The sequence below is a fragment of the Candidatus Poriferisodalis sp. genome, assembly GCF_965221945.1.
Lineage (GTDB): Bacteria > Actinomycetota > Acidimicrobiia > Acidimicrobiales > Poriferisodalaceae > Poriferisodalis.
Genome location: NZ_OZ244925.1, coordinates 1,494,503 through 1,507,387, shown reverse-complemented (window position 1 = coordinate 1,507,387; position 12,885 = coordinate 1,494,503). Strand labels below are relative to the sequence as shown.

At 66.9% G+C, this 12,885-nt stretch carries 14 protein-coding genes and 1 pseudogene; 8 read left to right on the top strand and 7 right to left on the bottom strand.

The features are described 5' to 3' along the window. Positions 1–5: 5 nt before the first annotated feature. The 3 genes from ACOQPH_RS07075 to ACOQPH_RS07065 all read right to left on the bottom strand — a co-directional run bounded on the left by ACOQPH_RS07075 (position 6) and on the right by ACOQPH_RS07065 (position 2,719). Entirely contained in the window at positions 6–1,514 is a 1,509-nt protein-coding gene (locus ACOQPH_RS07075) for an amidase (protein ID WP_419553404.1), read from the bottom strand. 44 nt (positions 1,515–1,558) lie between these two features. Then, a complete protein-coding gene (locus tag ACOQPH_RS07070) occupies positions 1,559–2,350 on the bottom strand; it encodes an SDR family NAD(P)-dependent oxidoreductase (protein ID WP_419923349.1) in 792 nt (263 codons plus the stop codon). Between the two features lie 222 nt (positions 2,351–2,572). Next, the gene (locus tag ACOQPH_RS07065) at positions 2,573–2,719 is read right to left on the bottom strand and encodes a hypothetical protein (protein ID WP_420623969.1); all 147 of its coding nucleotides are present in this window, start codon (positions 2,717–2,719) and stop codon (positions 2,573–2,575) included. Positions 2,720–3,035: 316 nt separating this feature from the next. Between ACOQPH_RS07065 and ACOQPH_RS07060 the strand changes: the two genes are divergently transcribed. The 3 genes and pseudogenes from ACOQPH_RS07060 (at position 3,036) to ACOQPH_RS07050 (ending at position 6,240) form a co-directional block, all read left to right on the top strand. Further along, entirely contained in the window at positions 3,036–3,551 is a 516-nt protein-coding gene (locus tag ACOQPH_RS07060) for a heme-dependent oxidative N-demethylase subunit alpha family protein (RefSeq protein WP_419553402.1), read from the top strand. A 10-nt stretch (positions 3,552–3,561) separates the two neighbouring features. Continuing rightward, a pseudogene (locus tag ACOQPH_RS07055) lies at positions 3,562–3,942 on the top strand (heme-dependent oxidative N-demethylase subunit alpha family protein); the annotation flags it as partial. A gap of 180 nt (positions 3,943–4,122) precedes the next feature. Beyond that, entirely contained in the window at positions 4,123–6,240 is a 2,118-nt protein-coding gene (locus ACOQPH_RS07050) for a N,N-dimethylformamidase beta subunit family domain-containing protein (RefSeq protein ID WP_419553401.1), read from the top strand. Between the two features lie 161 nt (positions 6,241–6,401). On the opposite strand, the gene ACOQPH_RS07045 is transcribed toward ACOQPH_RS07050, so the two are convergent. Both ACOQPH_RS07045 and mftA read right to left on the bottom strand, forming a co-directional pair. Next, on the bottom strand, positions 6,402–6,593 hold the full coding sequence (locus tag ACOQPH_RS07045; protein WP_419923348.1) for a hypothetical protein: 192 nt from the start codon (positions 6,591–6,593) through the stop codon (positions 6,402–6,404). Between the two features lie 133 nt (positions 6,594–6,726). Then, positions 6,727–6,864: a mycofactocin precursor MftA gene (mftA, locus tag ACOQPH_RS07040; protein WP_419923347.1), complete on the bottom strand. Its 138-nt coding sequence runs from the start codon at positions 6,862–6,864 to the stop codon at positions 6,727–6,729. 274 nt (positions 6,865–7,138) lie between these two features. On the opposite strand from mftA, the gene ACOQPH_RS07035 reads away from it, so the two are divergent. Genes ACOQPH_RS07035 through ACOQPH_RS07025 form a run of 3 tightly spaced genes read left to right on the top strand, consistent with a single transcriptional unit; the run spans position 7,139 to position 8,434 of the window. Beyond that, positions 7,139–7,411 carry an ATP-binding cassette domain-containing protein gene (locus tag ACOQPH_RS07035; protein ID WP_419553398.1) on the top strand — a complete coding sequence of 91 codons (273 nt, stop codon included), beginning with the start codon at positions 7,139–7,141 and terminating at the stop codon, positions 7,409–7,411. Positions 7,412–7,430: 19 nt separating this feature from the next. After that, the gene (locus ACOQPH_RS07030; RefSeq protein WP_420623968.1) at positions 7,431–8,054 is read left to right on the top strand and encodes an AAA family ATPase; all 624 of its coding nucleotides are present in this window, start codon (positions 7,431–7,433) and stop codon (positions 8,052–8,054) included. After that, on the top strand, positions 8,051–8,434 hold the full coding sequence (locus ACOQPH_RS07025; protein WP_419923346.1) for a hypothetical protein: 384 nt from the start codon (positions 8,051–8,053) through the stop codon (positions 8,432–8,434). The genes ACOQPH_RS07030 and ACOQPH_RS07025 overlap by 4 nt, the downstream gene beginning before the upstream one ends. Here ACOQPH_RS07025 and ACOQPH_RS07020 read toward each other — a convergent pair. Together ACOQPH_RS07020 and ACOQPH_RS07015 are read right to left on the bottom strand one after the other, a co-directional pair. Then, positions 8,382–8,678 (bottom strand): phosphatase PAP2 family protein, encoded by a 297-nt coding sequence (locus ACOQPH_RS07020; RefSeq protein ID WP_419553395.1) that lies wholly within the window; start codon positions 8,676–8,678, stop codon positions 8,382–8,384. The genes ACOQPH_RS07025 and ACOQPH_RS07020 overlap by 53 nt on opposite strands. Positions 8,679–9,163: 485 nt before the next feature. Then, positions 9,164–10,006, bottom strand: a complete 843-nt coding sequence (locus ACOQPH_RS07015) for a phytanoyl-CoA dioxygenase family protein (RefSeq protein WP_419553394.1) — start codon at positions 10,004–10,006, stop codon at positions 9,164–9,166. A gap of 137 nt (positions 10,007–10,143) precedes the next feature. On the opposite strand from ACOQPH_RS07015, the gene ACOQPH_RS07010 reads away from it, so the two are divergent. Both ACOQPH_RS07010 and ACOQPH_RS07005 read left to right on the top strand, forming a co-directional pair. After that, on the top strand, positions 10,144–11,445 hold the full coding sequence (locus ACOQPH_RS07010) for a Rieske 2Fe-2S domain-containing protein (RefSeq protein ID WP_419553393.1): 1,302 nt from the start codon (positions 10,144–10,146) through the stop codon (positions 11,443–11,445). Between the two features lie 3 nt (positions 11,446–11,448). Further along, a complete protein-coding gene (locus ACOQPH_RS07005; protein ID WP_419553392.1) occupies positions 11,449–12,855 on the top strand; it encodes a glutamine synthetase family protein in 1,407 nt (468 codons plus the stop codon). Positions 12,856–12,885: the final 30 nt, after the last annotated feature.

The window sequence follows — 12,885 nt, the reverse complement described above, 5'->3', positions numbered from 1 at the left end:
GCCTGCTACAGCGTCCGCCAGTCGTCGTGCTGCTCGAAGGCGGCGGCCGCCCGGTAGATGGTCGTCTCGTCGAAATGGCGACCGACGAGCATGAGCCCTACCGGTAGCCCATCGCTCAGCCCACACGGCAACGACAGCGCCGGATGGTGGGTGAGGTTGAACGGCCACGTGTTGGTGAGCGACTCATAGGACCGGGTCATGATCTCCTCGCGAGAGGCGTCCGGCCCGGGCAGCACCGACGCCTTCATGGGTGTCGTCGGCAACAACAGCAGATCGACCTCCTGCAGGGCCGCGTCGTATCTGGCCTTCAGCCGCCTGGTCTGGTTGATGGCCTTGGCGACGTACCTCATACCGCTCTCGCGCTTGAGGAGCGCCGCAGCGATCAGGAAGACCTTGACCCCCTCAGGCAGATCGTTCGGTCGCTGACGCCAGGTGTTCTGGACCTCATAGAAGCTCTCGACGAGGGGCTCGTTGCGTCCCAGCGGCAGGCCGTCGTTGGTGTACATGATGTCGATGATCGCCGGGATGAACGCGGCCGAGATGATCGCTGCGTCCCGGTGCATCGACACCGAGATGTCGCCGACCTGGGCGCCCAGCTTGGCGAAGCGCTCGGCCGCCGCTCTGACCTTGGCGTCGACGTCGGGATCCGAGTCGTCGTAGCCGAAACCCTCGGTCAACACACCGATCTTCAAGCCCGTAACGCCCCCGCCGAGGGCCTCGGTATAGGCCTGAGCCTCCTGGTCAGGCTGGCGCTCGTCGAGCCCGTCCGGCCCGGCGATCACCTCGAGCATCAGAGCGTTGTCGCCGACCGATCCCGTCATCGGACCCGTGTGGTCGATGCTGGGGTCCATCCCGAGTATGCCGGTATAGGGCACCAGGCCGTGCGTCGGCTTCAGGCCGTAGATGCCGCAATAGGAGGACGGGATGCGAATCGATCCGCCCTGGTCGCCACCCATGGCCAGATCGACCTCGCCGGCCGCCACGAGGGCGGCGCTGCCCGACGACGATCCGCCGGCCGACCGCTCATGGTTGAGCGGGTTCAGGACAGGGCCGGACTCGCTGATGTGGCTGCCCGCCGAGAAGCAGTACGCCTCACAGACGGACTTGCCGGCGATGGTCGCTCCCGCGTCGAGGAGCCTCGTCACGACGGTTGCGTCGACGGGAGGCACATAGCCCTCGAGGATGTGCGTGCCGTCCATCATCGGCACGTCGGCGACGAAGATGTTGTCCTTGATCGCCACGGTCCGACCGCTCAGCTTGCCGCTGCTCGCTCCCTCGATGTCGGTCCGGACATACCAGGCGCCCAGCTCGTTCTCGGCCGGGTCGGGATACGCCCACTCCGACCGCGGGTACTTCACTTCCACGGGCTCGTCGGGCAGGTCGGCGATGCTCTCGGCCCCCTCGACGGACCCCCGCACGGCCTCGACGAACGAGGCCAGGTCGTCATCGCCAGCGAAGCTCAGCCCATACGAAGCTGCCAGGTCGGCGATGTCACGATCGGCTGCACTTGTCATGCCCGGACTATACGCATCAGCGCCGAGTCCAACCCGGGGTCGAGTCAGATGTGGCCCCCCTCACCCCCGTCGACCACGATCGTCGCACCGTTCATATACGACGCTGCGTCCGAGCAGAGGAAGACAATGACGGCCGCGACCTCATCGGCTGTTCCGTACCGGCCCAGTGGAACACGAGCTGCGTTGCCGTCGAGGACCCCTTGGCGAGTGCCGCCAGTGGCCTCGGCGACCTCGTCAGCGGCCCGATCCCACATGGCGGTATGGATCAGGCCGGGCAGAACAGAGTTGACGAGGACATTGTCCGGCCCGTACTTGCCGGCCAGCGCCTTGCCGGTCGCCACCATCGCGGCCTTGGTGGCCGCATAGTCGATGAGAGCCGCCCCGGGATAGAGCGCTGCGCCGCTGGCCACCATGACGATCCGACCCCACTTCTGGGCGCGCATTGCCGGAAGACAATGCCGGGTGCACCGAACGGCCGACATCAAGTTGAGCTGGAACAGGTCCTCCCAGTCGTCATCGGACATGTACAGGAAGTTGCGCGAGGGCGAAGCGCCCACGTTGTTCACGACGATGTCGGCCGGCCCGATGTCGGCGCCGACCGACGCGAGGAAGGTTGCCACGGAGTCCGGATCGGCCATGTCGGCGACATAGCCGTGAACGGCTCCGCTGGCCGACTCGGGTGCATACTGACTCAGCGCGGCGACACCGTCGTCGTGGCGAGCGCAGAACGCCACCCGGGCGCCGTGGTCGGCGAGCTGGCGCACAGCAGCGGCGCCGATACCGAGGCTCGCTCCCGTGACGATGGCCGTGTGCCCGCTGAGGTCGAGATCGAGCATGGTGTGTCTCCAATCAGACTCGCGCGGCCGGAGTTGCCAGCGACGGTAGGCCGTGTGCACTGACGCCTGCGCAATGTCGGGTGTTCGCGAGGAGCGAACACATCCTGCAGCAACCCGGGCCGTTCGCCGCGGTGCCGAGGCATCGACTGGCCTACCCGGGAGACCAGAGCAGCCTTCCGGACACTGTCCTTGCGCGTCGTTGCTGGCGGCGCGTCGTGGGTCTCAAGCTCTGCGTGATGTGAGCGTCCGCACGATGGAAGTGACCAGGAGCGTCAGGGCGATGCTTCCGCCGACCGAGATCGGCAACGCTGCTCGGCGCAGCGCGACCAGGGCTGCGGTGAAAAGAATGAAGGCGCCATAGGGTCGCATCGGTACTCCTCGGACAGGCGGATCTATCCTGTGACGGCGCCACGACCCCGCCCTTCGTCAGCGACGCTCTCCGCTCACAGCGATGCCACGACCTGGCAACGATCAGGCAACCGAGCGCTGGCCAGCAAACTCGAGCCGATCTGCTCGGCTCGACCTCGAGCCCCGCTCGTGCCGGCCAGATGCGTGCTGGTCCGTGACGCATTCTGGTGATGTTCGCGGGGGCGTTTTGCCGGAACGTGTGCGACGATCGCGCAGTGACCGGCGAGCTGGACCGGGTCTGGATCCGCCATGATTGGCGAGCCCGCGTGGGTTCGCCATGATCCCGGTCGACCCGCACGCCTACCCGATCGACATCGAGCGGTACCGCAACGCCGACCTGCGCTGGCTCGATGAGCTCGACCGGGTCAGCGTGCATGCCGGCGTTCCGTATCAACGCATGGGCACGCGGGGCATCGAGGAGGCGGACTGGCTGCGCGCCGACGAGCTTCGCGCCAGCGAGCTCGCCCTCAAGCGCAGACTCCACGACGAGGCCCATGGGGAGGTGTTCGCTGCGCTCCCCGGGAGCGAGGGCTCTTGCGCCGAAGCAAGCGGGCTCGTCCACGACTGGCTGGCCCGCCACTTGCCTGAAGCGCTGTCGGAGTGGGACGACACGATCGCCCCACCGCTGGCCAGAGCCGGCCTCGCCATACAGGAGGACCTGTGCGTCATGGAGCAAGCCGACGGTGGCTGGCGTTTGACCGCGGGGTTGGTGGGCTTCCCGACCTACTGGGCGACTCGGCGACAAGCTCGGCCGACTCCAGGAGGACGTCCACGGACCCGTCCCCCATTATGAGCATGATCTTGCCACCCGGGTGTCGCGGTTCTTCGACCGGCTCTCCCCGGACCGGATCGTCTCACGCCGCAACTGGGGCTTCAGCGCCCACCCCCTCCTGTTCGCTCCCGACCAGAGCGCGCTTCGTCAGCCCGATGCCTTTCACCCCGACCACCTTTGGCTCCGCAGCGAGCGTCAGACACTGCGACGATTGCCCGCTACAGGGGCCATCCTGTTCACGATCCGCGTCCAGCTCGCACCATCGGCGGCGCTGACAAGGCTCCCTGACCTCGCCGCACGACTCCTCGAAGCGATCAAAGACTGGACTCCCGAACTCGTCGAGAGCCGGGGTGGGCGCTATGGCTGGATCGACGACGTCACCGCCTGGCTGGGCTCCATCAGTACTGGCTGAGTGCCAGTGGATCGCTCCGTTCCCGCAGTACCGAGCGGGTGGTCAGCGTCCCCGGCCCCGGCTGCTGTGAGCGGGGTTCTCGGGGGCGCCGGCGCTTTCGATGCCGGGGCCGGTGAGACTCGCGCCCTCGGACCTCTTCGGTCAGCAACACGCTCGATCGGGCCGCGCTAGACACGTTCGATGGACGATAGGCCGAAGCAGATCACTGGGTACTGCGAGCCGCTCTCACTCCGCGCCGGTGACCACATCAGCCTGAAGGCTTCGAGCCACAGCCCCGGTCCTGCGACCCTTGACATCGTCCGGATCAGCTGCGGTGACCGCACTCGCTATGGGCCGGGATTCTCCGAGACCGAAATCGACAGCAGCCTACCCGACCGGGTCGATCTCTCCGAAGCGGCCCTGATACCGGGGTCCTTTGCGAGCGTCGATCTCAAGGGGCTCACCGCCGCTCAAACATTGCAGCTCGAGTTCGCGCTCATGGCGACCAGGCCGTCCGAGTCGCAGCCGGTCGTCGTGCTGGAGGGAACCACGGGCACAGTGGTCGAAATCGCCCTCGACAGTGGCCACCTGATCGCCCGATCGAGCGTAGCTGAGCTGCGCCTTCGTTCTCGACCTATTGCCGGACGGAGGTGGTACCGCATCGAGCTCGACGTCGACCTCGAAACAGGAGCTATCACCGCTCTGGCTACGACAGCGCCAACAGTCTCACCGGGCCGTGACCTCCTCGAGGTCGATCCCGAGCCGACCATCGGCGACGGCTCAACCGGCCCAGTCGATCTCCAGACGATGTTGCTGGCTGCATCGCCAAGCGGTGGTCGCTTCGACGGGCGCATCTCGTCGCCGCGACTCGGCGTCGATGGTCTGGAGCTCAGCTGGGACTTCAGCTCGGACATCGGCGATCGGACCATCGCGGATCTGGGCGGCGTCGATCGCCCACTCGAGCTCCACCAGCTCCCCGCCCGCGCCGTAACCGGCCCCGCCTGGAACGGCACCGTGCATCGTTGGTGCGACGAGCCGACTCACTACGACGCGATCCATTTCCACAGCGACGACCTGTACGACGCCGGATGGCAGGAGACTGCGTCGTTGGATCTGCCTGCCGATCTGGCCAGCGGGATCTACGCGTTCCGTCTGCGCGGCGACGCCGGCGACGACCGAATCCCGTTCTTCGTGCGCCCGGCGATCGGTGCGCCGACCGCTGACATCGCGCTGCTGATGCCCTCTTGCACGTACATGGCCTACGCGAACCACCGGATGCTCTTCGAGGGGACCGATTTCGTCGAATCAAGGACGCGGCTCCGCCCCGAGCACGAGTACGTGAGGGACCATCCCGAGCTCGGTCTTTCGACCTACGAGAAGCACTCCGACGGCAGCGGCGTCATGTTCAGCTCGAGACGTCGCCCGGTGCTCCAGCTGCGTCCTGGGGCAGACGGCTGGAACTTCACGCCTGACACAGTGATCAATGCCTTCCTCGATCACCTTGCCGTCGGGCATGACATCGTCACCGACGAAGACCTACATGCCGAGGGCGTCGACGCGCTCGCTCCGGACCGGGTGATCGTCAGCGGGTCGCATCCCGAGTACTGGTCCACGGTGATGCTCGACGGGCTCGAGCAGTGGCAGCGCGGCGGTGGAAGGCTGATCTACGCGGGGGGCAACGGGTTCTACTGGCGGGTCGCATTCAGCGACAGTTGGCCCGGTGCGATCGAGCTGCGTCGCGCCGAGGATGGGGTGCGGAATTGGCAGTGCGAGCCGGGCGAGAGCTACCACGCCTTCGGCGGCGAGTACGGCGGGCTGTGGCGGCGACTCGGCCGAGCACCGAACGAGCTCGTGGGGATCGGCTTCGCCGCCCAGGGATTCGACCGCGCCAGCTACTACGAGCGGACTGAGGCGAGCTATACCTCACGGGCCGCATGGATCTTCGACGGGGTACACGGAGAGCGGATCGGGACTTCGGGACTGGGCGGCGGGGCTGCTGGCCAGGAGGTCGACCGCTACGACACTCGCCTCGGATCGCCCGAGCACGCCATTGTCCTGGCATCTGCCACTGACTTCGGGCCGGACATGATCCGCACCAAGGAGGAGTTCGAGGCCGCCGTGACCTTCCCAACGCCCGACCCATACGTCCGGGCCGACATGACGTTCTTCGAGACCCCGAACGGGGGCGCGGTGTTCTCGGTCGGTTCGATCTCGTGGTTTGGCGCGCTGGCCCGAGACGGCTGGGACAACGACATAGCCCAGATCACTACCAACGTCGTGCGGCGATTCCTCGACCAGGCGCCGTTCGAGCTTCCGTGACCCCTCTTCGTCAGCCTGATCGGGATGGCTATCGAGAGCCGGGAGCCTGACGAGACCCTGATCCACAGCGATCACGGCACCCAGGGCCAGTTCACGTCAGGCCTATAGGAGCGTCGAGCCGCCGCTCGAGCTGCGCAGTGAGCGGCGGCGTTTTGCTGCCGTCATGCCGGTACCTCGGCCACGGGTCGAGCCTCGATGATCCCCGACCCCGCCAGCGCTTCGAGCCCCGACGCGTAGCTGGCGCGCTGGCGCTCGTCGATCAGTCCAGCCTCGATGGCCGCGTCGAGGGCGAGCTCGACGCTGTCGTGGTGTTCGAGTGACCGGACGACCTCGACGAGGCCGGTGGCCTTCACGAAGACGAGCCGACGGGAGTCGAAGTGGTAGGCCAGCGCCGAACGGCTCGGCCCGCAATGCGACCTTGGAACTGAGGCGATACGGGGCCTCAGGGTCGAAGCCTTCCGGGGAATCGGGCTGAGCGGAGATGGCTCAGTACACCCCGCACATGCCGTCGATGGAGATTTCCTCGACGAGGAGCTCCGCTTCGACGAGATCGTCCTGCGCGACGGCCTCTCGTGCGTCCTCGTCGCCGGCCACGACCTCCAGTGCTTCGACAGTGTCGGTCACCTCGATATGCATCGGTCTCGTCGTGGTCTGGCGGTCTGTTCGTGGTAATCGGCCTGCCCGCCCCCTCGCCGGCAGGCGTCACACGGGCGGTGGCGGTGCGACCGGGGTCTCGCCTGCTCGAGCTCGGCTGCGAATGTGGCCGGGCGGTTGTCGAGGTACAGGCGGGTGACCGGCTCGAGCTGGTGACGCTCGCCAGGATGAACGGGCCGTCCTCGCCGAGGAGACCTACTATGCGCCTGCCGTGTCACCATCCAGCAGCCCCAGGCTCTGAGCCATGACCGGCGTCGACCTGGCCATCGACTCGACGCGGTTGACCAAGTACTACCGCCGCCAACGCGGAGTCGAGGACGTGGATCTCGATGTGCGGTCAGGTGAGGTGTTCGGCTTTCTCGGACCGAACGGCGCGGGGAAGTCGACGACCATCCATTTGCTGGTAGGGCAAATCCGCCCGACATCAGGCTGCGGGAGGGTGCTCGGCCTCGACTGCTGGCGCGAGCGCGACGCGGTCCAGCGGCGCGTTCCTGCCCGGGGAGTTCGCCTTCTATGAGCGGCTGACTGGGGCCGAGATGTTCGACTACCTCGCAAAGCTACGAGGCGGGATATCACTGCGGCCATTGGCGGATCTGGTCGATCGGTTCGCTGTCGAGCTGGGTCGACCGATCCGGGACCTGTCCATGGGCAACCGGCAGAAGCTCGCGCTGGTACAGGCCCTCATGCACGAACCGGAGCTCATGATCCTCGACGAACCGACACTTGGTCTCGACCCGCTGCTACAACGCGAGTTCCAGAACCTGGCCCGCGAGATCCGTGACGAGGGCCGAACACTGTTTCTTTCCTCACACACCCTCTCCGAGGTGGAGCGGGTGGCTGACCGGGTCGGGATCATTCGCGACGGCTCGCTTGTCGAGGTGGCCGAAGTGAGCCAGCTGAAGCAGATGGCGGTGCGCCGCGTCGACTTCGAGTTCGCGGTGCCGATCGAGCCGACGCGCTTGGAGAGAGTCGATGGTGTGCGCAAAGTCGACATCGACGGGCGAGCCGCCAGGGTCGAGGTGGAAGGGCCTCTCATCCAGTTGATGAAGGTCGCCGTCGACCACGAGATCGTCGACCTCCATGTCCGGGAGGCCGACCTCGAAGACATCTTCCTCGACTACTACCGCAGCGACACCCCACCAGCCGGAGAGAGCCGATGACGGCGGCGGTCGTGGCCCGAGGTCTCCAGGATTGCCGACGCGGGGTGATCGGCTACGGCATCGGCCTCGGGCTGATGATCGTCTGGGTCATGGCCCTCTACCCGAGCGTCGAGACCGAGCTCGCCGACTACGTCGAGGCCATGCCCGAGACCATGAAGTCGCTGTTCGGCATCGAGGACATCACCAGCCTGGCCGGATTCGTACACGCCGAGGTCTTCACCATCATGGGACCACTGGTCTTCCTCGCCTTCCGGCAGGGCGATCTCGATGCCGATCTGCTTCCCGGGGTACCCCAGCGTGGGCCGCTGCGTCCTCGTCGCGGCGCCGTCACATGGCGAGCGCGCATCGGCAGCCGCCGTGCGTGCGTTCGTGGACCATGACGCGTTCGGCGACGAGGATCAGCCCAGCGCCGACGATTGCGCCGCCGATGACATCGGTCGGCCAGTGGGCACCGAGGTAGACGCGGCTCAGGCCGACGGCGACGATCATCGATGCTTGGCCCCGCGCCGCGAACGCGTCGGACACCCGTTTGGGCACGTCCATCGCGACGTTCATGATGTGCGGGTAGTTGGACGGGAGCTCGTACAAGACGCCCTCGAAGCGGTGCTCAGTTCGATCCGTCACGCACGCTCCCCTTGGGCCCCGTGGGGTCGGGTTGGGTCACGCGGTCTGCCGGCTCTTGACCGACGCAGCTTGCGGTGGTTTGGGATCTCCGCCTGCACGGCGACCCCAGAGGACCTACCTCCATCACTGGCACAGCACGGTCCGTGCTGGCGACCTTCTACATCGTCATCACTTCCCTTCAGGACACACGAAGGTGCCCGATACTCGGTCGTGGCTGGTCAGGCGGCGTTTCGGTATTCGTTGATGAGTCCGTCGCAGCGGGTGGATCTGACGACGCGTAGCCGCGGCTGGGAAGCGGCCGCGGTTGATTGTTGGTTGCCCAGCGGGGGGCAATTGTCCGAGAGAGCGGTAGGTGTGGGTGCCAAAAACCCCGTCGTGAGTCTCTGACTAGCGACTTCGCGTCACGCAGCGATCAGTTCGGCGGTCCAGGGGCCGCGTGTACTTAGGGTTAAACTCGCCCCTCCGACACCAGGAACAGGGCGCAGCTATAGCGTCGGGGCTCGTTCGGCCGGGCGCTCGGCACCCTGGTAGAGGAGTTCGCGGAGTGCCACGCCGGCTCGCTGGTGGAACTCGACTGCGACGGGATCGAAGTCTCTTTGTGGTCGCGGGGTCAGCTCGAAGTGACCGTATGTGTCGGTTCCGCGGACGAGGGTGGCGAAGTCCCAGTCGACGAGGCGCTGCTTGGTTCGGGTCGGTATGTACTGCAGCGACAGACCGATGCGGCGGTCGTCGGTGGTGTTCGGTCCCGATCCGTGCGCGAGCCGCACGTTGTGCATGGACATCTGGCCGGGCTCGAGTGCCATCGAGGCGACCTCTCGCTCGGAGACCTCGATCTTGAGCTCCTGGCCCCGAGTCAGCATGTTGTCTGCGTGGTAGGTCTCGTCGTGGGAGAGGAGTTCCCGGTGGCTTCCGGGGAGAACCGACATTGCGCCGGCTGCCTCGGAAGCGGGCGAGAGTGCGATCCATGCGCTGACGAGCTCGTCGTTGTCGAGTCCCCAGTACTCGAGGTCTTGGTGCCAACCGACGTAGCTCGGCGAACCCGGCTCCTTGATCCAGAAGATCGAGTTCCAGCACAAGATGTCGGGGCCGATCAGGTCCTCGACTGCGTCGAGCAGGGTCTCGTGGCGCATAAGTTCGTCGATCCATGGCCACAACAGATGGCCGCCGGCACGCTGAGCGCCGCCGAGCGGGCCGCCGTTGCGGGCCTCGAAGGCCTCGAGCTTCGCCCGCGCCTCGGCCGCCTCGCTCTCGGTCAGAAGATCGACCGGCGCGATGTAGCCGCGGTCGCGGTAGTGGTCGACTTGGGCGGCGGTCAGGTGCTTCGGCATTGCATCCTTCTCTTTGCCTGCCGTGGCTGGCCGGTCTGGCTCGTCGCTGAAACTACTACTCGGGTCTGGACTCACCTCTAGCATCGCCTGCTAGACGACCGTGAGTCCTCGTATTGCACGACCGGGGGGAGGTTCGCATGGTCAGTGCCGATGAGAACCGACTCTTGACCGAGAGCGGACCGGGGACTCCGGGCGGTGACGTGCTTCGCCGGTACTGGCAGCCGGCGGCCCTCACGGAGGAACTCGGCGGCGACCGGCCGGTGGTCCCGGTTCGCTTGCTCGGCGAGGACCTCGTGCTGTTTCGCGACGACCGAGGCCGGCTGGGCATGATCGGGCGCCGATGCCCACACCGCGGCGTCGATCTGTCCTATGGCCGGGTCGAGGACGGCGGCCTGCGGTGCCCGTTCCACGGCTGGCTCTTCGATGTGACCGGGGCGTGTCTCGAGACACCGGCAGAGCCGCCGACGTCGACGTTCCACACCAGGGTGTGTCAGGTCCACTACCCGGTCACCGAGCGCAACGGCATCATGTGGGCGTACCTGGGCGAGGGCGATCCGCCGAAGCTTCCGGGGTTGGATTGCTTCGTGGCGCCGGGCCCGCAGGTGTTCGCGTTCAAGGGCATGTGGGGGTGCAACTGGCTGCAGGCCCACGAGGTCGGGATAGACCCGGCGCACGCGGCGTTCCTGCATCGCTTCCTTGGCGCTGAGGACGGCACGTACGGGCTGCAGTTCCGCGACACCATCGCGGACACCGACGTGACCGTCGCTGAGCTGATGAGGGAGGCCTCTGCGCCGGACATCACCATCGAGCCCACCCCGTTCGGGTTCCGGTTCCGGACGCTGCGCCGTTACCGGGACGAGTTCACCCACGTCCGGATCTCGAACTGCATCTTCCCCAACGCGATCACGATCGCGATGAGCCGGGAGATGAGCATCTTCCAGTGGCACGTGCCCATCGACGATCACCACTGCTACTGGTATTCGATGTTCGTCAGCTACGGCGAACCCGTCGACGCCGAGGTGATGCGAGCCCAGCGCATCAGCCAGGTCACCCTGCCTGAGTACCGCCCGATCGCCGACCAGTCGAACAACTGGGGGTTCGATCCGGTCGAGCAGCGCGAGCGGACCTACACCGGCATGGGCGCCGACATCAATGTCCACGATCAGTGGGCTGTCGAGTCGCCCGGCCCGATCTTCGACCGCACCACCGAGCACCTCAGCCCGACCGACGCCGGCATCCGTACCCATCGCCGCATGTTCTTGGCTGCTCTGCGCCAGCCCGATGCGGACACGCTCATCGGTACGGCCGATCCAGGTGCGCTCCGCGGACCCGGCGCCATCGACGGCGTCACCACCGGCGACGACTTCGACGCCGCGTGGCGCGATCTCGAGACCAAACGACGCGAGGCCTCAGGGTGGGCCCCCGCGCTGGCGGACTGACCGATGCCCGACACCACGAAGCCCGAAGACCGCTGGGATGCGGACTGGGCCGACGCCGCGGCGGCAGTCGAGGATCAGGTCCGCGACAAGGGGCTGCGAAGCGTTCGGGTGTCGTTCGCCGATCAGCATGGGCTGTTGCACGGCAAGGTTCTTGACGCGGCGCACGTCCCGCAGGCGCTGCGCAACGGTGTCGCGTTTCCGGGTTCGCTGCTCACCAAGGACACCGGCGGTCAGTACGCGTTCCGCATCTGGGAGCCCGACGGCGGCCCGACGCTCGCCTCAGCCATGGGGGCGCGCGACATGGTCATGGTCCCGGACCCCACCACGTTCCGCGTGCTGCCGTGGCTCGACGGGACCGGGTGGCTGCTGAGTGACCTCTACAGCGTCGAGGGTGCTCCGATCGTGCTGTCGACGCGCCGGATCTGTACCGAAGCGCACCGCAAGCTGACCGAGCGCGGGATGCGGCTGCGCGCCGGACTGGAGATCGAGTTCCATCTCTACCGCCTCGACGAGCACTCCGGTGAACACCGGCGCATTCACCAGGGGTGGGACCTTCTGGCTGAGGACTATTCCGATCAGATCGAACCGCTGCTCGAGCCGATCCAACGCCACCTCACGGCGCTGGGCCTGCCGCCGCGCACCATCGAGACTGAGCTCGGGCCCAGCCAAGTCGAGCTCACCTTCGCACCCGCCGACGGCGTCGAGCTGGCAGATCAGGCGGTCCTGATCCGCGCCGCGGTGAAGCAGATCGCCAGGCGGCACGGCCTCCATGCGACGTTCATGTGCAGACCGGAACATGACGATGCATTCCCGAGCGGCTGGCACCTCCATCAGTCGGTCGCCGCTGTCGACGACGGCCGCAACCTGTTCGCGCCGACGGTGCCCGGCGAGACGCTCTCGGAGATGGCGAGGCACTACCTCGGCGGGCTCCTCGCCCACGCCGAGGAGTCCTGCCTGCTCACCACGCCGACCATCACCGGCTACAAGCGCTACCGGCCGCACAAGGTTGCTCCCGACCGGATCGTGTGGAGCCGCCAGCACCGCGGTGCCATGCTGCGAGTCATCGACGAGCCCCCGGGCCCCGCGACCAGGATCGAGAACCGCGCAGGCGACCCTGCGGCGAACCCCTACCTCTACCTCGCATCCCAGATCCTCTCGGGACTCGACGGCATCGACTCGAGGATCGAGGTGCCGCCGCCCAGCGAGATGCCCTACGAGGCCGAGGCCGGGCCCCTGTTGCCGCGCACCCTCGGCGATGCCATCGACGCGTTCGATCGCAGCGCCTTCTACCGCAACGCGCTCGGCGACGAGATCGTCGACTACCTCGTCACCCTCAAGCGGTCCGAGTGGTCACGGTTCAGCGGAACCGTGACCGACTGGGAACAGCGCGAGTACTACGACACCTTCTAGCCGAGGCGGGACGGTACCGAGGAGACAGTG

Excerpts from the sequence above, each read along its gene's own strand:
- ACOQPH_RS07075 (WP_419553404.1), bottom strand. The coding sequence starts at position 1,514 with ATGACAAGTGCAGCCGATCGTGACATCGCCGACCTGGCAGCTTCGTAT.
- ACOQPH_RS07070 (WP_419923349.1), bottom strand. The coding sequence starts at position 2,350 with ATGCTCGATCTCGACCTCAGCGGGCACACGGCCATCGTCACGGGAGCG.
- ACOQPH_RS07065 (WP_420623969.1), bottom strand. The coding sequence starts at position 2,719 with ATGCGACCCTATGGCGCCTTCATTCTTTTCACCGCAGCCCTGGTCGCG.
- ACOQPH_RS07060 (WP_419553402.1), top strand. The coding sequence starts at position 3,036 with ATGATCCCGGTCGACCCGCACGCCTACCCGATCGACATCGAGCGGTAC.
- ACOQPH_RS07050 (WP_419553401.1), top strand. The coding sequence starts at position 4,123 with ATGGACGATAGGCCGAAGCAGATCACTGGGTACTGCGAGCCGCTCTCA.
- ACOQPH_RS07035 (WP_419553398.1), top strand. The coding sequence starts at position 7,139 with ATGACCGGCGTCGACCTGGCCATCGACTCGACGCGGTTGACCAAGTAC.
- ACOQPH_RS07030 (WP_420623968.1), top strand. The coding sequence starts at position 7,431 with ATGTTCGACTACCTCGCAAAGCTACGAGGCGGGATATCACTGCGGCCA.
- ACOQPH_RS07025 (WP_419923346.1), top strand. The coding sequence starts at position 8,051 with ATGACGGCGGCGGTCGTGGCCCGAGGTCTCCAGGATTGCCGACGCGGG.
- ACOQPH_RS07015 (WP_419553394.1), bottom strand. The coding sequence starts at position 10,006 with ATGCCGAAGCACCTGACCGCCGCCCAAGTCGACCACTACCGCGACCGC.
- ACOQPH_RS07010 (WP_419553393.1), top strand. The coding sequence starts at position 10,144 with ATGGTCAGTGCCGATGAGAACCGACTCTTGACCGAGAGCGGACCGGGG.
- ACOQPH_RS07005 (WP_419553392.1), top strand. The coding sequence starts at position 11,449 with ATGCCCGACACCACGAAGCCCGAAGACCGCTGGGATGCGGACTGGGCC.